Source organism: Candidatus Termitispirillum reticulitermitis (genome assembly GCF_054655775.1).
Genome location: NZ_BAAIHG010000010.1, coordinates 13,734 through 34,449, shown reverse-complemented (window position 1 = coordinate 34,449; position 20,716 = coordinate 13,734). Strand labels below are relative to the sequence as shown.

The 20,716-nt window shown below is 43.5% G+C and carries 23 protein-coding genes; 10 read left to right on the top strand and 13 right to left on the bottom strand.

Translation table 11 applies throughout. The annotated features are described in order from the left end of the window. Together AC1MDJ_RS02405 and AC1MDJ_RS02400 are read left to right on the top strand one after the other, a co-directional pair. Window positions 1–612: hypothetical protein (locus tag AC1MDJ_RS02405; protein WP_479689362.1), on the top strand; the 612-nt coding region annotated here is incomplete at its 5' end. A 185-nt stretch (window positions 613–797) separates the two neighbouring features. Next, window positions 798–1,808 carry an Rpn family recombination-promoting nuclease/putative transposase gene (locus AC1MDJ_RS02400; RefSeq protein WP_479689361.1) on the top strand — a complete coding sequence of 337 codons (1,011 nt, stop codon included), beginning with the start codon at window positions 798–800 and terminating at the stop codon, window positions 1,806–1,808. 21 nt (window positions 1,809–1,829) lie between these two features. On the opposite strand, the gene AC1MDJ_RS02395 is transcribed toward AC1MDJ_RS02400, so the two are convergent. The 4 genes from AC1MDJ_RS02395 to AC1MDJ_RS02380 all read right to left on the bottom strand — a co-directional run bounded on the left by AC1MDJ_RS02395 (window position 1,830) and on the right by AC1MDJ_RS02380 (window position 4,301). Beyond that, the gene (locus AC1MDJ_RS02395; RefSeq protein ID WP_479689360.1) at window positions 1,830–2,903 is read right to left on the bottom strand and encodes a 4Fe-4S dicluster domain-containing protein; all 1,074 of its coding nucleotides are present in this window, start codon (window positions 2,901–2,903) and stop codon (window positions 1,830–1,832) included. 10 nt (window positions 2,904–2,913) lie between these two features. Further along, window positions 2,914–3,105: a hypothetical protein gene (locus tag AC1MDJ_RS02390; protein ID WP_479689359.1), complete on the bottom strand. Its 192-nt coding sequence runs from the start codon at window positions 3,103–3,105 to the stop codon at window positions 2,914–2,916. Further along, window positions 3,102–3,593, bottom strand: coding sequence for a type II toxin-antitoxin system VapC family toxin (locus tag AC1MDJ_RS02385; RefSeq protein WP_479689358.1), 492 nt, complete (start codon window positions 3,591–3,593; stop codon window positions 3,102–3,104). Before AC1MDJ_RS02385 ends, AC1MDJ_RS02390 begins: the two co-directional genes overlap by 4 nt. A 90-nt stretch (window positions 3,594–3,683) precedes the next feature. Continuing rightward, a complete protein-coding gene (locus AC1MDJ_RS02380) occupies window positions 3,684–4,301 on the bottom strand; it encodes an outer membrane beta-barrel protein (RefSeq protein WP_479689357.1) in 618 nt (205 codons plus the stop codon). Between the two features lie 35 nt (window positions 4,302–4,336). Between AC1MDJ_RS02380 and AC1MDJ_RS02375 the strand changes: the two genes are divergently transcribed. Further along, complete coding sequence (locus AC1MDJ_RS02375; RefSeq protein ID WP_479689356.1) at window positions 4,337–4,597, top strand: helix-turn-helix transcriptional regulator; 261 nt, start codon at window positions 4,337–4,339, stop codon at window positions 4,595–4,597. Window positions 4,598–4,619: 22 nt separating this feature from the next. Here AC1MDJ_RS02375 and AC1MDJ_RS02370 read toward each other — a convergent pair whose 3' ends face one another. The 6 genes from AC1MDJ_RS02370 to AC1MDJ_RS02345 all read right to left on the bottom strand — a co-directional run bounded on the left by AC1MDJ_RS02370 (window position 4,620) and on the right by AC1MDJ_RS02345 (window position 12,151). Beyond that, on the bottom strand, window positions 4,620–5,918 hold the full coding sequence (locus tag AC1MDJ_RS02370; RefSeq protein ID WP_479689355.1) for a UDP-glucose dehydrogenase family protein: 1,299 nt from the start codon (window positions 5,916–5,918) through the stop codon (window positions 4,620–4,622). Next, window positions 5,915–7,255 (bottom strand): 2-dehydropantoate 2-reductase, encoded by a 1,341-nt coding sequence (locus tag AC1MDJ_RS02365; protein ID WP_479689354.1) that lies wholly within the window; start codon window positions 7,253–7,255, stop codon window positions 5,915–5,917. The genes AC1MDJ_RS02370 and AC1MDJ_RS02365 overlap by 4 nt, the downstream gene beginning before the upstream one ends. Beyond that, the gene (locus AC1MDJ_RS02360) at window positions 7,233–9,569 is read right to left on the bottom strand and encodes an ATP-dependent Clp protease ATP-binding subunit (RefSeq protein ID WP_479689353.1); all 2,337 of its coding nucleotides are present in this window, start codon (window positions 9,567–9,569) and stop codon (window positions 7,233–7,235) included. Before AC1MDJ_RS02360 ends, AC1MDJ_RS02365 begins: the two co-directional genes overlap by 23 nt. 108 nt (window positions 9,570–9,677) lie before the next feature. Continuing rightward, a complete protein-coding gene (locus AC1MDJ_RS02355) occupies window positions 9,678–10,700 on the bottom strand; it encodes a DNA adenine methylase (protein ID WP_479689352.1) in 1,023 nt (340 codons plus the stop codon). Beyond that, complete coding sequence (locus AC1MDJ_RS02350; RefSeq protein WP_479689351.1) at window positions 10,697–11,368, bottom strand: restriction endonuclease; 672 nt, start codon at window positions 11,366–11,368, stop codon at window positions 10,697–10,699. Before AC1MDJ_RS02350 ends, AC1MDJ_RS02355 begins: the two co-directional genes overlap by 4 nt. 3 nt (window positions 11,369–11,371) lie before the next feature. Beyond that, window positions 11,372–12,151 (bottom strand): TRM11 family SAM-dependent methyltransferase, encoded by a 780-nt coding sequence (locus tag AC1MDJ_RS02345; RefSeq protein ID WP_479689350.1) that lies wholly within the window; start codon window positions 12,149–12,151, stop codon window positions 11,372–11,374. 366 nt (window positions 12,152–12,517) lie between these two features. Between AC1MDJ_RS02345 and AC1MDJ_RS02340 the strand changes: the two genes are divergently transcribed. From AC1MDJ_RS02340 to AC1MDJ_RS02310, 7 genes are all read left to right on the top strand, one after another. Next, window positions 12,518–13,462, top strand: coding sequence for an RpnC/YadD family protein (locus AC1MDJ_RS02340; protein WP_479689349.1), 945 nt, complete (start codon window positions 12,518–12,520; stop codon window positions 13,460–13,462). Window positions 13,463–13,466: 4 nt separating this feature from the next. Next, window positions 13,467–13,640 carry a hypothetical protein gene (locus AC1MDJ_RS02335; RefSeq protein WP_479689348.1) on the top strand — a complete coding sequence of 58 codons (174 nt, stop codon included), beginning with the start codon at window positions 13,467–13,469 and terminating at the stop codon, window positions 13,638–13,640. A 55-nt stretch (window positions 13,641–13,695) separates the two neighbouring features. Further along, the gene (gene thrC, locus AC1MDJ_RS02330; protein WP_479689347.1) at window positions 13,696–15,063 is read left to right on the top strand and encodes a threonine synthase; all 1,368 of its coding nucleotides are present in this window, start codon (window positions 13,696–13,698) and stop codon (window positions 15,061–15,063) included. A 110-nt stretch (window positions 15,064–15,173) separates the two neighbouring features. Then, window positions 15,174–16,565 carry a trigger factor gene (gene tig, locus AC1MDJ_RS02325; protein ID WP_479689346.1) on the top strand — a complete coding sequence of 464 codons (1,392 nt, stop codon included), beginning with the start codon at window positions 15,174–15,176 and terminating at the stop codon, window positions 16,563–16,565. Beyond that, a complete protein-coding gene (gene clpP / locus AC1MDJ_RS02320; RefSeq protein WP_479689345.1) occupies window positions 16,565–17,152 on the top strand; it encodes an ATP-dependent Clp endopeptidase proteolytic subunit ClpP in 588 nt (195 codons plus the stop codon). Before tig ends, clpP begins: the two co-directional genes overlap by 1 nt. A gap of 32 nt (window positions 17,153–17,184) precedes the next feature. Beyond that, the gene (locus AC1MDJ_RS02315) at window positions 17,185–17,523 is read left to right on the top strand and encodes a rubredoxin-like domain-containing protein (protein WP_479689344.1); all 339 of its coding nucleotides are present in this window, start codon (window positions 17,185–17,187) and stop codon (window positions 17,521–17,523) included. A gap of 88 nt (window positions 17,524–17,611) precedes the next feature. After that, window positions 17,612–17,812, top strand: coding sequence for a superinfection immunity protein (locus tag AC1MDJ_RS02310; protein WP_479689343.1), 201 nt, complete (start codon window positions 17,612–17,614; stop codon window positions 17,810–17,812). A 6-nt stretch (window positions 17,813–17,818) separates the two neighbouring features. Here the strand turns inward: AC1MDJ_RS02310 and gspG are convergent, their stop codons facing one another. From gspG to dxr, 3 genes are read right to left on the bottom strand one after another with little or no spacing between them, the layout of a single operon-like run. Beyond that, entirely contained in the window at window positions 17,819–18,262 is a 444-nt protein-coding gene (gene gspG, locus AC1MDJ_RS02305) for a type II secretion system major pseudopilin GspG (RefSeq protein WP_479689342.1), read from the bottom strand. Window positions 18,263–18,266: 4 nt separating this feature from the next. After that, window positions 18,267–19,577, bottom strand: a complete 1,311-nt coding sequence (rseP, locus tag AC1MDJ_RS02300) for an RIP metalloprotease RseP (RefSeq protein ID WP_479689341.1) — start codon at window positions 19,575–19,577, stop codon at window positions 18,267–18,269. After that, window positions 19,574–20,713, bottom strand: coding sequence for a 1-deoxy-D-xylulose-5-phosphate reductoisomerase (gene dxr, locus AC1MDJ_RS02295; protein ID WP_479689340.1), 1,140 nt, complete (start codon window positions 20,711–20,713; stop codon window positions 19,574–19,576). Before dxr ends, rseP begins: the two co-directional genes overlap by 4 nt. Window positions 20,714–20,716: the final 3 nt, after the last annotated feature.

Genomic DNA, 20,716 nt, shown 5'->3' with positions numbered 1-20,716 from the left:
TATGTTCGTCCGATATTGAACTATGGCAAATACACGACTAAGGAGACGAAGACGGTGTTTTCGTATGATATAAAGTCAGATATAGATACTAATGTTATATCGGGCGAATTAGTAGGTGGATATAAGCGTAGGGGTGAGAGTCTTATTTTTGCGGGAGAAGCTGGTGTTAGGTATGTATCTATGCAACATGAAGGGTATGTTGATACGTTAGGACAGAGGATAGGAGATAGGGATGACAACACTGCGTTGGCGGTTGCGAGTTTGAGTTTAAGGAAGGAAGTTGGTGCGTTTGGTGTAGGGGCGCGAGCTGGGACGGAGGTTAATTTTTGGAGGAATGACGGGGACTATAAGATTACGGCGCCTAATGAGGTATCGTGGCGTGCGAGGACGGAGTCGAACGATAGTGCTGCTGCGACCTTTGGGGCGAGTGCGGACTATCGGTTGTTTGGGAATGGCACGGTTGGTTTATCGTATAGCGGTCTAATCAAGGGAGACTATTCAGAGAACACAGCAGAGGTTAGCTTCAAGTGGAGTTTCGGTAAGTCCAAAGCAGAGACAGAAGCCAGAGCTAAAAAAGAAGAAGTTAAAAAAGCAGTATATTACGCTATATAATTCAGTAAGAGCTAAATATCCTCCCCCTCACGGGGGGAGGGGATTGTGGCTTAGCCCTTGCAAAATAAAAAGTTGGGGTTTGCGTTTGCATGCAAACTGGTTATTAGAGGCGTTGTAACCTATTTATAGTCGTTTGTAAAGTAAAAAAGTTGACAACGGACCTGTCCCCAATTATACTTGCCGTTATGAATAACAACAACATCGCAGAGCGGTTGAATCCATTGAATGATTTTGCCTTTAAGAAAACGTTAGGGGAGCGTGGGCAGAGTGAACCCCTGCTTATGGCTTTTCTTAATGCGGTGTTAAAGGATACTAGGAAAAAGCCTATAGTCTCACTTGAAATACTAGACAACAGGGAACTATCTGCACTAACAATACACGGGAAGTTATCTAGGCTTGACGTGTTAGCACAGCTTGAGGACAAGACAAAAGTCAATATAGAAGTTCAGTTAGTCAACGAACACAATATGGTAGAAAGAACCTTGTTTTATTTATGCAGACAGTTTATACTAGGTATAGAGAGCGGGGACGACTATACAAAACTGCGTCCTGTTATAACGATAAACATTGTTAACTTTAAGTGCCTTGATTTAGATAAGATACACCCTAGTTTCCATTTGTATGAAGACACAGAGAAAGACTTTATGTTGTCTGATTTGATTGGGGTGCATTTTCTTGATATGGTTAGGTTTAGGCAACAGTTAGCGAAAGGGTTAGATGTAGCGAGTGATGAGTTGTATCAATGGCTGGTGTATTTGAATGAGCAGAGTAATGAGGAGCTATTGAGGAGGGTATTTGGTATGAACAGCGCATTAGCAGAAATCAATGAGAAGTTAAGGTCAGTGCATGATGACCCTGCGCTATATCGTGCTTATATGGGCTATGAGAAAGCAGAGCGGGATATGAACAGCGCAAGAAACTATGGACTACGTATGGCGGAGAGAGCCAAGGAAGAGGGCATGCAAGAAGGCTTGCAGGAAGGCATGCAACAAGGCTTGCAACAAGGCTTGCAACAAGGCTTGCAACAAGGCACGTTGAGGGGCAGACTAGAAGGTTTGCTAGAGGGCGAGCTTAAAGGCAAACTTGAAACTGCTAAAAAATTTTTAGCACTCGGTATGCCTCTTGACTTTGTGTCAAAAGGCACAGGACTTTCCCTTGCCCAGTTAAAAGAACTACAGAATGATATTATCGTATAATAAGGCTAACGTTAGCCCTCATTAGTGGGGTTTTCTCTTTGTTTCTAGCTTTAGCCAAAATGTCCCTAAATCTGTCGTTTTGCTTGTCTTTATAAAGTGGTGGTAGCAGGCGGTCACGCACATGCCACAGGACACGCACTTTGATGCATTGAATACAAGTGCCGTTTCATCGTCATTCAGGTGCAGTGCACCAGTGGTGCAAAATCGCGTACAGACCTTGCAGAGTGTGCAAGTGTCAGCTATAGTCTGCGAATAGAAATATGCACCAGTCTTAATCTCTCTTTTGATAACCTGTCCGCACTTTGCCAGCGCTTCTAAGAATATTTGCCGCTTGATAGGCACTTCCTTTTGTGTGCTGAATACTGTCCTGCCCTCTGATACTTGTGGCACAAATGGCGTTGCCCCCTTTACCACAGCAGTTGCGGCATCTTTATATGCTTGGGCGAATAGTCTTCTGCGCGATACAGGCAAAACGTCTTTATTTTGCTGTTTAGTTTGTGCCTCACTAGGGAACTTTTCAGTAAATTTTATAGTTGTCTCGCCTGTCGCGTGTGTTATTTGCATACCTGCCAATAGTTCAAAGTGTGGGGCGATATTTTCAAGCTCCGTCAGTTCGTCATTTAATAGAGCAACACCATAGCGGTTTTGACAGGTTTCACAGTCAGAAGCGTAAGACAACGTTAGTTTCTGTGCGCCGTTTGTGTATAGGTGTAATATATCGGCTACGCCTAATATACCCATACACTCTATTTTTGGGCATTCTAACTGGCTATTATGGCAAGCGATGTGCAGTTTATTGTCAGCTATATTGTCAGTTAAGTTTTTTAGCAGAGTGCGGTAGGTTGTCTCACGTAGCCCGAACACCCCTACGGGACAGAGGTTTATGCATATTCCGCAACGGGTGCAACGTTGCCAGTCTATTTTAATGTTAGAGCCAACCTCGCCTACCTTTATCGCCCCTGCGGGGCAGTTGCTCTCACAGAGTGCACAGGCGGATAGTTTATGCCGTATGCGACTACACCTGTCAGCGTAGACATTGACAGTCTGCAAAACCCCCTTAAATAGCTTATCGGCGAGGCTCAGCTGGTTAAACACTGGCTAAAAGTTATACGTTTTGTGCAGAATTGTTTCTAGTGGCAACTTCTTTAGGGTCAACGAATTTCCAGCCTTGTCTTTCTAGTTCTGGACGTTCCTCGTTCATATGCCTGTGCAAGCCATCTATACCACCATATATTTCTAATAATTTTTCGCGGTTGTGGCGCACCTCTGCCAGAGGGTTCACGTCAGCATAAATCATATATCCTCCTCACTATTTATCAAAAAATCAGGCGTTACTAATAATGGTGTCCAAAGGCTGTGTTCCTCGTTATAGCTACGCAATTTAGCGTAAGTAGCTATTCCCAAATGAGTGCAATTCCAACTCAACAAATAGTTTATCTTTGCTATAACGCAGCTAGACAAATGAAAACTATCAGTTGTAGCCCGCTCAGGTATATCTAAAATTTGTTGATACATCGTAGCCAACGTATTAACTTCATCAATATTTGATAAAATTTCAATATCTTTTATGAAATTAAGCCGCCTTTGTGCTGCTTCAGGGTCGCCCAACTTACATTCGTCTATAACATACTGGCTAACATACATCTTATAATTATATCGCTTTTGCTCCCAAAATAATAGAGTAGCAGCTTGCTTGCCAGCAGTTATGGTGTCAATGCTTGGTCTGCCAGTGGCAAAACTTGGAATAGTGGTCTCGATATAGACGCTCTTTTTATCATCCTGCATACGCACATTGTAATCGCTGGGCAGATAGATGTCAAATGGATTTTAGAAACTCATACCCCTGAAAGGGGTATGAGTTAAATTGCAGAGCGATTAGAATGCTGCTCCTAGTTTGAAACCTAGCATAGCTCCTGTTGCACTAACATCTGCTACAGCAGCATCCACATTTCCAAAATCTATAATAGCCAACTGGATGAAGGGTCCACACATAAAGTTTTTCCAGTACACATTTGCTCCTATTTCAATGACTGGAGCAATAGTACTTTTTGATTCTTTTTCACCAGTGCCGATGTTTGGAGACCATTCATAGGAAAGCGTTGCTAATCCAAATCCTATTCCACCCCAAAAATCAAGCCATGTGGCAGCTTCGTATTTGCCGAGAAGTTTAATACTAAATAATCCCACATCTACTGCTTCTTCGCCGTTTAACCATGTGGTTTTATTGCCACCAGTTCTGAATCCAATCCCAACTCCTAAATGCTTGTTAAAATATAGCTGTGCGTCCAAGCTAAAACCACCTAATCCATAGGTGTCGCTCGTGCCATTAGCATATTCCAATTCGGCACTTGACTGTGAACCAAACCCTAGCGACAGATTCCATTTTCTGTCTTCTGCCATAGATAGAGACGCCAACGATAACAACAAAACTAAAACACAGAACTTTTTCATATCAAACACCATCCTAAAATTATTGTTATCTATAGATAACACAAAATATAAAAAATGCAAGCAGAATATTTTTAATTATGATAGAAAAGATTCAACGTCTAATTACTGAGAATGTTAGGAAGTTGCGTAGAAAGCATGGCAACAAGCAGGTGGAACTAGCTTCTGCGCTTGGCGTCAACAGGTCATTTATTGCTGAAGTGGAATCGTTCAGGCGAGCATATAACATAGCCCATCTAAACAAGATTGCTAAGCACTATGCGTGTCGCCTGTATGATATCATACCAGAATACCCAGTGGATGACGATAACCCTGAAATTGTAGTGACGTTAGAGAAGTAAATAGCTGGTTAAACGTTGCTTGCTACCGCCCTATCCCTTTGTATGCAAACCCTAAGTTGACAGCCTTTTGTCCGTCCAATATATTGCGCAAGTCAACTATGTTCGCCCGTTTCATTAGTCCTTTGATTTTCACCAAGTCGTAGTTTCTGAACTCCTCCCACTCCGTCAGCACTGCCAGTACATCCGCTCCCTCAACTGCCTTGTATGGGTCGCTGGCATATTCTATAGAACTGCCCAATATCGCTCGTGCGCTGTCCGTAGCCTTTGGGTCGTAAGCCACCACTTTGCTACCGCGACTGACTAGCTCGCTGATTATCTCTATAGCAGGCGATTCACGCACATCATCCGTGCCACCCTTGAATGCCAGCCCGAAAGTTGCAATTTTCGGATGCTCCACCCCCTTGACTGCGGCGAGTATCCGCATAGACATCATTTGTTTGCGCTCATCATTTCCCTTGATAGTTGCCTCAACCAGCGATAGGTCAACGGACGTATGCCTTGCCATATATGCCAGCGCATTAGTATCCTTAGGGAAACAGCTACCGCCATAGCCCGGACCAGGGTTCAGAAACTTACTGCCTATGCGCGTATCTAGCCCCACACCCTTTGCCACTTCATACACATCAGCTCCAACCTTTTCGCAGAAGTCTGCCATCTCGTTAATGTAATGTATCTTCATAGCAAGGAATGCGTTGCTTGCATATTTGATAATCTCTGAGCTGCGTCTGCGCACGTATAGTATCTCTGGGCGCGTAGGATAGACAGAATATAGCTCCTCTACCACTGTCCGTGCCTTTTCAGAGTTAGTGCCGATAATTACACGGTCGGGATGAAAAAAGTCATGAACGGCAAACCCTTCACGCAAGAACTCTGGCATTGAAATAACATCAACTGCTGCCTTTGGCGACACTTGTCTAATGCGTTTTTCTATCTCGTCGCCTATCCCTACAGGCACAGTTGACTTGGTGGCAACTACGGTGTAGTCACTCAAGTGTTCGGCTAGTTCGCTTGACGCGGCATAGATATATTTCATATCGGCTTCTTTAGTTATTGGGTGTGGCGGAGTGCCTACGGCGATAATCACGACATCGGCGGTTGATACGGCATCTTTCATGGACGTGGTGAAACTCAGCCGCCCAGCGTTCACGTTTTTATTAAACAAATCCTCAAGTCCCTCTTCAAACAGGGTGAGTTTGCCAGCTTTCAGTGCATCCACCTTATCTTGCAGTTTGTCAACGCAGATTACATTATGCCCCAGTTCGGCGAACCCCACACCTGTAGGTAGTCCAACGTATCCAACCCCTATTATGCCGATGTTCATACTACACCCCTAAATATATTCCTAAAATCAGCCAGCACCTTGCTATGGTCAAAAGCAAGCGGTGGCAGCTTGTCTAGCTCAAAAAAATCAGCATTTGCGGCATCATCATCAGCTTTAATAATTACATCGCCCTCTATTACTACGTAATAAATTACCGATACCGTATGCCCGCGTTTGTCCCTAGATGGTTCCGAATAGACACCCAATAGCTTTAAGTTGCTTTCTGCTACTATGACCCCCGTTTCTTCCATCAGCTCACGCACTGCGGTGTGCTCTATCTTCTCATTCAGCTCTGCCATGCCTCCCGGTATCGCCCAGCCGAACGGCTCAAATTTGCGCTCAATCAGCAGAACCTTGTCTTTGTTATATACGATAACATCCGCCGCTAATCGCGGGAATGTGTGGTGCCAACGCTCGGCGAAGATAAACTTCATTATATCGTATAGTGCGGCTGACACTGGGGCGACTGCCTTGCCAGTGCTACTTGCCTCTGCCACCACACCCATAATGCCATCAAGCTCCAACGGTTTGTTTAGCTCCGCATCTTGTAGCATACTCGTTTTATAGTCAGCATATATTTCAGCTAATATCAGCACCTTGTCTGCATCTTCGGCTGTGAGTGGCACATTGGATGCATTTGCAACGGCAACAGTCTCCATTGCAATAGTTTTCATCACCCGCAGTAGCGATTTACTAGCCCACATCTGCCCCATAGTAGCTCCCGTTAAGGCAGATAGCGGATTGATAACCATATTGCGCGTGAGCTTGCGCCACATATCTACACGTATATCAGCCACAACACGGCTCTTTACCCCTGCGGCAGTGAATAACGCTTTAAGTCCTTCATCGTGCTGTTTTGCTGTCTCTGTGATTCCGCCCAGCATTAGGAACGTCCTTGGCTCATAGCGCACAACACCTGCCACTGGTACAGAGATACCGCTGAATATCACGCCTCCCACCACACAATCTGCACCAAACACCTTTGCTATTTTGTCAACATTATCAACGCCGTTCTGCAATGACAACACAGCCCCGCCAGTCGCTAAATGCTCCTTACAGGCTAGTGTAGCAGCCTCTGTGCCCTCTGATTTTGTAGATATTATAATTAGGTCGTAAATCCCCTCTGGTGCTGCTTGTGCTTTCACAATCAGCCTATCAGTCTTGTTATCAGTAGTTTGAATTAATGTTAAGCCATTAGCTTGCATCGCCGCTAGCCTTGCCCCGCGTGCAATGAACGTAACGTCTACGCCAGACCTGCTAAGCATTCCACCGAAATAGCCGCCGATTGCCCCCGTGCCGAAGAGCAATATCTTCTTATACGATAGTGAGTTTGCCATTTTTTAACACTAGCCTTAGCTTTTTACGCCTAGAAAGCCCGCATGTAAGTAGCTGTTCGCTGATATTATCTTCAATGTGTTCCTGTATTAGTCGCCTGATAGGTCTTGCGCCGTATTGATATGAATAGTCTTTGCTGACGATTAGACTGTCCTTTGCCTCGTCTGACACGTCCAACTGCTTGCCATATAGTGCAAGTCTGTTGTTCAGTTCAGCTATGTTCATATCAAATATAGCCTTTAATTCGTCCACACCCAGCGGGTTAAAGTGGACAATATTATCTATCCTATTCAAGAACTCAGGTGGGAAATGCAACTGCAACGCCCGTTTAGCTGCTGAACGCACCTGTTTCTTATATGCTGCATTGGAGTTGCTGTCACTAAACCCTAACGTGTTATCCGTAGCAGCGTCTTTCATACCAAGGTTGGACGTGAATATTACAACTGTGTTTCTAAAGTTCACCTTGTGCCCAAGCCCGTCTGTGATATAACCGTCATCCAATAGTTGCAGGAATATGTGCGCCACATCGGAATGCGCTTTCTCTATCTCATCAAACAATACCACACTATACGGTTTGCGCCGCACCTGCTCGGCAAGCCTGCCCCCCTCCTCATAGCCTATATAGCCGGGTGGTGAGCCAATCAGCTTTGTTACATTAAACGCCTCGTTAAACTCACTCATATCAATCCGTATCAATGCATCATCTGAGTCAAATAGGCTGTATGCAAGCCTTTTGGCTATCTCCGTCTTGCCCACACCCGTAGGACCTAGGAATATAAATGAGCCTAGTGGACGATTCGGGCTACTTATACCCGCAAAGCTACGCAACATAGTGCTATATACCTTTTTCACTGCCTCGTCCTGCCCTATAATATGGCTTTCTAGGTATCTCTTTAGTGTCCCTAGTCGCTCTTTATCGCTGTATTGTAGCCTATGTATAGGTATATGTGTCAGCTCAGATATCACGGTTGATACATCATCCACCGTCAATATAGGCACATCCAGCTCGTATTCGTCCTGTTCCCCGTAGCGGAAGTGCTCGTCTCCGTCGCTCCCGTAGTCGCCATTGCCTACACCAACACCCGCGCCAACCTTTGCCGTTTGGTGGTGGATTTTTACTTTAGAGCAAGCTTCATCTATTATGTCTATACTCTTATCGGGCTGAAACCTGTATGAAACATAGCGGTCTGTCAGCCTAACTGTCTCTTTTAACACATTATCGGGGATGAGCACCTTGTGGTAGTCCTCGTAGTTCTTGCGAACGCCCGATAGTATTAGATATGTGTCATCGGCATTAGGAGGCTCCACATCTATCGTCTGGAATCTGCGCTCAAATGCGCCGTCTTTCTCTATGTATTTTCTATATTCACTGAATGTTGTTGCGCCTATACACTGAAACGTGCCACGCGCTAGGGCTGGTTTTAACATCTGCGCCGCATCTGCCGCTATCCCCTCAGCAACACCCGCACCCACTATGGTATGCATCTCGTCAATGAATATTATTATGTCTTTAGCCGCTTCAACTTCCTTTATGATAGCCTTAATACGCGCCTCAAACTGCCCGCGATATTTTGTGCCTGCTACCAGCCCGCCAACTTCCAGCGATATGAGTCTCTTGCCTTTCAGTGATGACGGCACATCATCTGTTGCGAGCCTTTGAGCTATACCCTCCACAACAGCAGTCTTGCCGACACCCGGCTCACCCAATAGTATCGCATTATTTTTCACCCTGCGCGACAACACGCGCATTAAGCGGTTTATCTCCATCTGCCGCCCGATAACTGGGTCTAGCAGGGCATTGACAGCTTTCAGCGTTAAATCTACGCCGAATTCATCTAGCGTGGGCGTTGCAGACATTACCTTAGCGTGTGCCCTAGTAAGGTGTCTAATCATATCTTCTTTTATAATGGCATAGTCAAAGCCCAATTTAGAGAGGGTAGAAAACGCACGTCCGCGCTTTTCACGCATAAGACCTAGCATTATATGCTCTGGATGGATATATAGCTGACCCAGCAGTTTTGCTTCTTCAAAACTATGTGCCAATACGCGTTGAGACAATGTGCTTAGTGGCAACCCCCCACGCAACACAAACCCGCTATATTCTGATGTGTTGCTAATCTCCTCTATCAATCTAGGAATAAGTATCTTATGAGATTTGAATATTTCAGTTATCACCCAAGAGTTTTTAGGGTCGCGCAAAAGCCCTATAAGCAGGTGTTCAGGCTCTATATATTCGCTTGAGAGCCGCTCGGCTTCCACACGAGAAAGCCGCAATACAAACCGCGACCGCTCTGTAAATCTATCAAATATAAACACGCCTGCCACCCCCTCAGTTTGGTTATACTACAACAAGATTAGTTTTTTTGCAACATCAACGGAGTTGCTTTTGTAGATAGATACACTTTTAAGTCAAGGGAGAAGTTGTTAATTCTCAACCTTTACCCAGTGCAGATATTCAGTTGTTTTATTGGCAGTATAGTCGCGATTAGCATCTGCCTTGAACCTGCTGTATTCTTGCGTAAAAAAACCATATTCTCCTCGTGAAGACATAATGTCCCTGATGTCGCCTAATGAAAGTAGCCCCTCATTATTGTATGACAAGAATATGTATTTTGCCCGTGCATTTTTGATTAAATCCGCAAAAGCCCCTTTCACGTCAGAACGGCGGCAGTAATCTGATTTTTGTTCATCATAATTCCGCAGTCCTGTTTTTCCTTTTATTGCTGGAGAATCATATCTAGCAATCGTTTCCAGTAAATGATAGTTACTGGCATATTGTCGCTCGTTATACGGCGGGTCAAGATATAAGATATCTGTTTCAATCTCACGAACCAAGACGTTTGCGTCTTTATTATAAACTTTGTGCTCTTGAGCATTTATCAACAACGGCGAAGGCACTAAGCTAAAAACTCTTTGTGCCGATGATTTTAATTTTTTTAAGAAAGCCCCATAGACCGATGCGGTATTTGCATGCTTGTCAATCTGCTCTAGCAAACTTGTTATTAGAAAATAATATTCGCCATCTGTAATTTTGTTATTTTTATGCCACTTCTCTATCTTTTCACGAATTGAATCGCATTTTCCGGCGTTTTCGTCAGAAAAATATAAGCGTCCGCTATTCCCAGCATAGTTGTTATAAATAAAGCCGTGCTGAGCTGGTAATTTAGATAGATACGCACAAACGCTTTCTGTGGTAGGATTAGGAACTTCATCAAGATTTGCAAACTCCAATGGACGGTGATTTCCAATATAATGCTTGTTCAAAACATACCCGTAATATTGCAAGTCATTAGCAATAACAGAAAAGCCCTTTGTCTTGAAATGTCGCCCAACCGCACCTGTCCCAGCGAACAAGTCGCAAAAAGTGTGGCAAGCGTCACTCGCTATTGTTAGTATGCCTCTTTCCAGAAAATCCAACAAAGAATGCTTGGAGCCGATATAGTTCATACGTTGTTTCCAAATAATTTTTTAGAGATATAATCCGCCGCTTCCTTGCTTATTTTACGGACTGATTCTTTACGATACTCCACAGGGTCGTACTGATAACACCCCTTACAACCCAATATTTCATTCCAGCTTTCATCTCCTTCATAAAAAGGATAAGGATTTCCTTTTATATTCTTTGCATTCCAACGTTTATTAGTTTCTTTGCAAAGCTTGCAAATCTGCCTTTTAACATCATTGGCAGCTTTGCACAAGGGTTGAAAGTCAGATACTGCTTGTGTTGCTATATCTGAAACACGTGAATCGCTTTTTCGCCCATCTTTATGGTCTATTTCAATTTTTGTATTCTCTGAATTGCCCCTTATACCCAGCATAACACAATTTTCTTTCTGTAGCATTTCACGAATATCGGCACGAATCCGCTGATTAAACTGCTTTTCGGTATTCAGTCCAACAAGGCGAATTGCATCTATGGAATTGCCAGCAGTTTTTGTTTTGTCAAACTCAATTATATATTTTTTGGCAAGTGCTGACTCTCTACGGCACCAGCTACCGCCGTTGCCCAGTTGCAACTCTTTATATTTACCATCAAATTCTGGGGCATTAACCCAACGGCTCTGCCCTTTGCCATCTGGTTTTGCCAATTCTAAAAATAATTCTGTTTTAGTCATACTTTATCCTTTCTTGAACAACAATATGTATTCGTGCTTGAATAAATAATAATCTGACGACAGCGCACGATACCGCCAAATATCGTTTTTGCCTTGTTTTGCTCTGTTGCCGTCCATGTTCTTTACGATTATACTTTTCAAGGTTAATCCCAAGTTCATGCATTCATTCATACAATAAAAACCCAAAGGATGCCATTGCCCTTTAGAATATTTATCGCCAATTACAACCACTAAATACCGCCCGTTTTCAAGCAGTTTTATGCAGTTATTCACTACTAACGCAAAAGAGCTTTTGAATTCGTCTAAATTCTTTGCATTTGATAAATCTTTAGGGTTATCACTAAACTTCAATATATCAAAATAAGGCGGGTGCAAAACCACCAACTGAACATTCTTGCGATTATGTTTTTGCAAGTCGGCACAGATTGTATCAAATACTTTTTCATCTGTGCTATCGCCTTCATAAAGCAATGCTTGTTCATTTAATCTTTCTCGTACATAAGCAATCATTTCAGGCTTTATATCTATACCAACAAAGTCTCTGTCGAGAGTTTCACATTCATAAGCAGTCGTTCCGCTACCCATAAACGGGTCAAGCACCACATCGCCCAATTTTGTAAAACGTTTAATAAAATGGCGCGGAATTTGCGGAACAAAATTGCCATGATAAAATCCGCGGTGTTTGCCAATGTTGTCCCTTCGTTCAATAATCCACAGGCTACCTGTGTCAATATCGGTCAACTCTTTCCAGTTTTCCATATCAAAATCATTAAATTTTGGCATTATCAACCTTCCGTTGTCGATGTTAAGACCACAGCACCTGCGATTGTACCGCAGTCTATTACATTTTGCAATAGGAAATTTCTAAATATGGATTAGGGCACATCCACCTGTATCCGTCAACGAGGTTGCCCCCGTCAAGGGGGAGGAAAAGCCTACCTTTACAGCTCATAGCCTTTTCTTTGACATCTAAAAATAATTGTGCTACAAAGGTAAAAAACGTGTTTTTCTAATCTTGGTTAAATTTACAAACTTTTTTATTGGCTTATGAGCTATTGCTGGAGTATATTTGAACTGCTTTCGTCAAGCATAAATTATTGCCGTTTATTCTGTTGACAACCACATATTTTTATTATAGTATCCCGTATTATGTCAGATGTTGATACCAACAGGGAATACAAGGATAGCGTATTTACAGCGTTATTCTCTGAAAAAGAGAAGCTCGTTGAGCTATACAATGCCATTGATGGTGTTAGCTATACAGTTTCAGACGGAATCACAATCAATACGCTAGAGAACGTCTTATTTATGGGTAGACGAAACGATATATCATTTACTATAGCAGATAAGCTAGTTGTTTTAATGGAGCACCAGTCAACTATAAACGATAATATGCCGTTGCGTTTTTTAGAATATATAGCTCGTTTATATGAGGGTATAGTAGATGACGAGGCTGTGTATAAGAGGAACAGGTTGACAATTCCCCGTCCAGAGTTTATAGTGTTATATAATGGCGTTACTTCGTTAAAAGCAGATGATTATTATATAAAGCTATCTGAGATGTTTGCAAAAGACGAAACACATAAAGACGTGCATAGCTTTTTAGAGTTAGAAGCGAGAGTGTTGAATGTTAATAAAGGGCATAATAGCAAGGTATTGCAAGCGAGTGGAACGCTTGGGGACTATGCGGAGTTTGTAGAGGTTGTTAGGCAAGAGACAAAGGGGATAAATAGCGAGGACAAAGTCGCTTTAGCCAGTGCAATGGAGCGAGCTATAAGGATATGTATAGAGCGGGGGATACTAAAAGACTTTCTATATAGACACTCACGGGAGGTAATGAATATGGGTATGTTGACATCAGAGTTTGACATCAATGTAGCTAAAAGGGTATGGCGTGAAGAGGCGTTTGATGAGGGCATGCTAATAGGTATGCAGGAGGGCGAGCGAAAAGGCAAACTGGAAGGCTTGCGAGCAAAGGCGTTAGAGATTGCTAAGGGGCTTTTGGTTAACGGTTTTGCGCTTGATAAAGTTGCTGGACTCACAGGGCTTTCACTTGCCGAGTTAAAAGAACTACAGAACGACATTGTCTTATAATAAAATGAAACAACTATTTTTCTTGGGAGCGGGTTTCTCAAAGGCTATTGCTGACGACTATCCATCGCTTGGTGAACTAAGCAGAAGTATAGACGAAGATATGACTATATCTATGAAAAGCTCCACGTTTGAACACTACCGTCAAGAAATTCATATATCTTTTCTGCATCATACTTAAAACGTTCTAATGCAACTTGTGGACAAAATAACACAAAAAGTTTATTATCCACACAATGAATTATTTCAGCACTAGGGGTCTATCCCAACCTTGTTCGTTCAAGGACGCCGTTATGACAGGTATGGCGGAGGATGGTGGGTTGTTGCTACCTGCTAGCTACCCGCAGATTGATATAAAAAAGCTGACTGGTTTGGGCTATGAGGACGTTGCTCTTGAAGTCCTAAGGGGCTATATGGACGACATGCCAGCGGGGGACTTGCAGACACTGATAAGGAAGAGTTATGCCAGCTTTGATGATAAGTCTATAATTCCGCTGATAAGGACGAGAGCGGGCTATTTCGCAGAGCTGTTCCACGGACCAACTTATGCATTCAAGGACGTCGCCCTGCAGCTACTAGGCAATCTATTTGAATATATTTTGGCTGAGCGTAGAGGCATGCTCAACATAGTGGGGGCTACCAGTGGTGATACAGGTAGCGCAGCTATCGCAGGAGTAAGAGGTAAAAAGGGTGTATCTATAAGCATTTTATACCCAGATGGGCGCGTCAGTGCCGTGCAAGAGCGACAGATGGCGACCGTGTCAGATGATAATGTCCACACCTACGCGGTAGCTGGCACCTTTGACGACTGCCAAAATATTGTTAAAGCTCTGTTTGCCGATGTGGAGTTTAAGAGAGCTAACCAGCTGGGGGCGGTTAATTCTATCAACTGGGCGCGCATAGCGGCGCAAATTGCTTACTATTTCTACACGTATATGCAGCTGCCTGTTGCCATTAGTGGCGGAAAGATTAATTTTGTAGTGCCTACGGGCAACTTTGGTAATGTGTTTGCGGGCTATGTGGCTAAACGGATGGGGTTGCCCATTGACAAGTTAGTAATTGCAACTAATAAAAATGATATTTTGCATAGATTAGTGCAGAATGGCGACTACAGCACAGATGACGTAGTGCCAACGCATAGTCCATCAATGGATATACAGGTATCATCTAATTTAGAGCGGTATTTATTTCATTTATATGGCAATGCGGACAGATTAAAAGCTGCTATGGTTGAACTAAAAGATACTGGGAGTATAACATTTAGTAAAGAGTTGTTATCAAAATTGAGGGTTGACTTTGAGTCGTCATCTGCGGACGATAGCGCGATAGAGGAGACTATAAGGCGCATTTATGCTAGTGATAAATATATTATAGACCCGCACACAGCCTGCGGAGCAGCCTCTGTAGCCCAATTACATTTAGACCCAGAAAATACAATCATCCTAGCGACTGCACACCCTGCGAAGTTTGGCAGTGTGATAGAAAAAGCCCTAAATATTATGGCGACTGAGCCAGCAGGTATAAAACAGCTGGCAGGGTTGCCAACACGCAGGACGAAAGCACCGAACGAGGTGGGTTATTTTAGAAAGATATTGAGTATATAGATGATAACGGCACACCTGCAATCTAAATATATTTTATAAAAAATCTTGACACGCTATCAAATGTTAGGGTAGAATGCCTAAGTGTGTATTTTGTATAAGGAGATATCAAAATGAAAGTTGATATTAGTGATGCGCCTAGGTCGCAGAAGGAATTGTCAATAGAATTACCATACGAGGAGTATGAAAAAGGTATGGGTGCTGAGGCTGATGCGTTGGCTAAGATGGTCAAAATACCCGGTTTTCGTCCGGGCAAAGTGCCTGTAAACGTTGTTAGGAAGCAACATCTGAATAAAATCAAGGCTGATGCACTGGAAAAGCTATTCTCTCACAACATTAAAGATGCTCTCATCACCAATAATATTAACCCGCTCAACCCACCTGATGTGCGCGACATTAAGGTTGAGGAGGGCGAGCCTATCACGTTCAAGGCGTATGTGGATGTGTTCCCCAATGTGACTGTTGCCAACGTAGGCGGGCACGAGTTCAACAAGATGGTAATAACCATAGACAAATCAGACATTGGTTCTACGATAGAGCAGTTGCGTGAACGGCTTGCTGACTATGTTGTGCCCGATAAAGCACGTGCGGCTAAGACTGACGATTTAGTATTGATAGACTATGTAGGCAAGATAGACGGCAAGAAGTTTGATGGTGGCACTGCTGATAAGCAGAGTTTGTTGCTTGGGAGCAAGAGTTTTATTGCTGGTTTTGAAGAGGGTATTGAAGGGATGAAGGTTGATGGCACTAAGACTATTACTATAGACTTTCCTGAAGACTATCATCAGAAAGACCTAGCTGGCAAGAAAGCTAGCTTTGATGTCACCCTGCATGAAATTAAGGAAAAGAAGTTGCCTGAAGCTAACGATGATTTCGCTAAAAAGGTGTCTGGTTTAACGTCTAATTTGAACGAGCTAAAGACCAAAATAAAGGAAGATTTGCAAGACGAGGCAGACCACTTAGCGCAACTTGAAAACATGTTGGGTATGCTTGATGTGCTGATAGAGGAGAATCCATTTGAAGTGCCCGATTCTGTGGTGCGTGAACAGGCGGAACGGATTGCTCAGCAAAATCTAGCGCAATACTATAAGATGGGGTTAGACCCTGCTACTTATGGGTTTGATGTAAAGACTATGGCTGAAAAGCTGATGATTGACGCTGAAACGCAGATTAAACGTGCTCTTGTCATCAATAGGATAGCTGAAACTGCCAAGTTAGAGGTGGTGGAGGCAGATATAGCTAAAGAATTTGAGCGTATATCTGAGCGGGCGAAACGTTCTGTGGAAGAGATTAAGAAAGAGATTACCGATAATGCGCAGTTGTTCTCTACTATGAAGAGCGACCTATTGAGCGACAAGGTGTATGCTTATTTGGTATCTAACAATACAATGAAAGAGACGCTATATACTAAGAGCGAATTTGAGCAGATGAAGGCTGAACGTGATGCGTTGGAAGCACAAGCATCGGCTGAAAAGGTGCAAGCTGACAATAAAGGGCAAGAGTAATGAGTTATTACGTTCCTTATGTAATAGAGCAGACTGGTAGGGGCGAGCGTAGCTACGATATATATTCTAGGCTGTTGAAAGACCGCATAGTTTTCCTTGGTAGCGAGGTGGATGACCAAGTTTCTAACTCTATTATAGCGCAGATATTGTTTTTAGAGGCGACTGATGCTGAAAAGGATATATTTTTCTACATCAATTCACCCGGTGGTTCAGTGACGAGTGGGCTTGCGATTTTTGACACGATGAACTATATCAAATGTGAGATTTCCACTATTTGTCTAGGGCAGGCTGCCAGTATGGGGGCGTTCTTGCTGGCGGCAGGGACTAAGGGCAAGCGGTTTGCGTTGCCTAATGCGCGGATAATGATACACCAGCCATCTGGCGGTGCGCGTGGGCAGGCGACTGATATGGAGATACATCTGAACGAGCTATTGCGCACTAAGGAGCAGATGGCGAAGATTATGGCTGATAATACGGGGCAAGGTTTGGATAAGCTGAAACAGGATATGGAGCGAGACTATTTTATGAGTGCAGAAGAAGCTAAGGAATATGGATTGATAGATGATATTTTTGTCAAGCGGCAATAAAGTTAGAGATTTACTACAGGAGGTAAATGATTATGGAAAGGAAACTGATTGTTTGTTCGGTATGCGGGTATGAGATGGTGGAAGACGGGGGAAAAGACCCATGTCCGAAGTGTGGTGCTACGCGGGAAAAGTTCACGGAGCTGTCGGCAGTGGATGCCAAGAAAGTTTTTGATGCTGACAGGACCAACGATATTCACGCTACAATCATAAAACTGTCTGGAGATATTGAGCGGTTGTGTGATGAGGGGTTGAAAATCGCCCTTGACCCAAAATGTGTAAGTGTTTTTGAAATTGTGAAAAAAGATAGCTACAAGGCTAAGCAGCTCTGCCGTGCAGAGGTTGCAGGACACGTCAAAAACAGCAAGTGGTAACATTATAGCATAGGGGCGAAAGCCCCTATGCTTTTTGCTAGACTTTTCAATAACTATGTGATAGTTTTCCTGCAAGAGGAGAGATAACATGGAGAGCATCTTTTATCTGGTACTTGGCGTTGTTGCTGTCATCATTTATTTATTGCCGTTCATACTTGCAAAGAAGAGGAATATGGCATCAGCAAGAACGCTGTTTTGGGTTAACCTATTTCTGGGGGTGACGGGTCTTGTTTGGTTAGTGTGTCTAATATGGGCTTGCGAGGGACGTACAAAGGAGTCTAACAAATAAATGTTGCTATTTTTGGCTTCGTATCGTTATATCTGTTTTATGTCGTTTGCCTTCGCGTCTGCCATCAGAGCCTAGCGAGGTTAGCTCAAATACTGTTCCGTTGTCTATTGCAACATATATGTATTTATTGCCCCAAACGTCTATCGTTGGGTCTTTCGGTAGCTTACCTACTATATATCCCCCTGCTTTATAGCTTTCAGGTAGTGGTTCTGTCTCAGGTGCTCTGATTAGCGCAGACAATCCCTGCTCTGTGCTAGGATATATTCCATTGTCCAGCTTATATAGTTTTAATGCCGATACGAGAACGTTCATCTCCGCATTAGCGGTGGCAACTAGCCCTTTATTAGGATTGTCCAGTAACACTACTGCTATGAAAAACGCTAGAACGCTTACAATAGCGGCAAAAATTATAATCTCTCTTCTAGGAATGCTATTTATAATCTTCCTCACACTGCTACCTCAAAAACCTTGCTATATCGTTGTAAAATGTGAATACCATCAGTGCGCATAATAGTGCCATACCAACAGCTTGTCCGCTCTCGCGTATACGTGGTTCAATAGTTTTGCGCCTAAGTGCCTCCCATGTGAATAGTGCCACATAACCGCCATCTAGCACAGGTATAGGCAAGATATTTAAGATTGCTAGGTTTATGCTTATTAACGCTATAAACAGCAGATAGTTTTCATAGCCGTTTTTAGCAGATTTCGCCCCCTCTTGCAATATCACTATAGGTCCGCCGATGTTGTCGCGCGACACTTTGCCAGCAATTAACTGACGCAGGCTAGAAAGTATTACATGAGTAATCTCCCCTGCACGTTTTGCTCCAAGAATAAGGGCTTTAGCTGGGTTTTCCCGTAGCTTTAAGTCGCCCCCCTTAGTGGTGACGCCTATTATAGCATTTTCCATCCCGCTAGGCACAATAGGTGTTATTGTGACACTATGCTCTGCACCAGCACGCACGTAGCGCAACGATAACGGCTTGTCGGCATTGCCCCTAACGATAGCAGGTATCTGCTGCCAATCGTTAATCTTAACCCCGTTAATGCTCGTTATAACGTCCCCCGTGTGCAACCCCGCCTTTTCAGCGGGTAGCCCTGTTGAAATAGCCCCTATAACAGGGCTTATTCGCACACTCATATCTAAATCAGGTGCACGCACAACATCACCTGTTAAGAGCGTTACGTCTGTCATTTTAGGCACAAGGGACAGGAGCTTTTCTGCGCCCGCCCGTTCTACTACTATAGATAGGGGTTTGTCGCCCTTTATTGATTCTAAAAAATGTTCCCAAGAGCGAATAGTTCTCTCCTCAACCGACAGAATTTTATCTCCGCTCTTAAAGCCTGCCAGCTGTGCTGTGCCACCGTCTTTTACAATGCCCGCAACTGGGGAATATGCCTCATAGCCTAGCATATACACTGCACTTATCAGCACCACTGCAAAAATAGCGTTGAACAACACGCCCGCAGTAATGACAAAAATCTTTTTTGGATACGATTTATTAAAGAAAGCAGCTGATTCTTTACCCTCAATCGCATCTACTTCCTTAAACATCCTGTGCAGGTCAACATAGCCCCCCAACGGGATTAACGATATACAATATTCTGTCTCGCCGTATTTATAGGTGAGCAGTTTAGGACCGAAACCTAATGAAAAGCTCTCTACATATATACCGCACGCTTTTGCAGCGATAAAGTGTCCAAGCTCATGGACAAATACTAAAATACCTAGCGCAAGCACTGCTAGAATCGCTGATGTTATTGTCATTGTCTCTTACTCCCATTTGAAATCTTATTTAGTCTTGCACGAACTTCTCTGTCAATATATAAGACATCGTCTATGCTATTTGGTTCACAAAAGGTTGCCTCGTTTAGCGCATTTTCCACAAGGGTGGCTATACCATTGAACTTCAATTTACCATTTAGGAATAGTTCCACCGCCACCTCATCTGCCACGTTCATTACAATAGCAAGGGCATTCTTTCCTGAATTTAGCACATCTAGGGCAATTTTCAGACATCTATACTTAGATAAATCAGGCTTGGCAAATGTTAAAGTGCCAAGTTCAGCGATATTCAATGGCTGAACGCCTGACTCTACACGTTGTCCGTATAGTCCGTAACCTAGCGCATAGGATATAGGGATGCGCATATCAGCCACCCCAAGATGTGCGATAATTGCGCCATCTTTATATGAAACTAGTGCGTGAACTATGCTCTGCGGGTGAAGTGCCACCTTTAACTTGTCAGCGGGCATATCAAAGAGCCATTTAGCTTCTATCAGCTCAAAGCCTTTATTCATAAGGGTGGCAGAATCTATGGTAATCTTCTTCCCCATACTCCAGTTGGGATGTTTCAATGCTCGCTCGGGGCTAACGTTTTCTATTTCACTTGCAGTCATATCTCTAAGTGCACCGCCACTTGCCGTCATGGTTAGCTCTGCAATGTCCGCTCTATTGTGTCCTAACATACACTGCAGCAGTGCCGAATGTTCGCTATCAACTGGGATAACGTTTGCCCCAGACTCTCTAGCCGCACTCATGATAAAACTGCCCGCAGATACTATACACTCTTTATTTGCCAAAGCTATAGTGGTGCCGCATTTAGCGAGATTATAGACTAGCTGGGTGATACCTGCACCTGATGCGCCCACCAGCACCATATCCAGCGGTTCAACTTCAAGATATTTTGACAGCTCGTCATAACCATTAGCCGTTAAGAATGTTTTTTTAGCAGAAACTTTGCTGGCATTTTCAGCAAGTAGCGTTTCATCAGTATGTGCTGATAGGAAACTGATGTCCCATTTATCATCTGAAGTCCTGTTAGCTTCGTTATTTCTGACGATTACGTCTATCGCCTGTCTGCCTATTGAGCCTGTCGCCCCTATTATGCCGAGTTTTTTCATAGG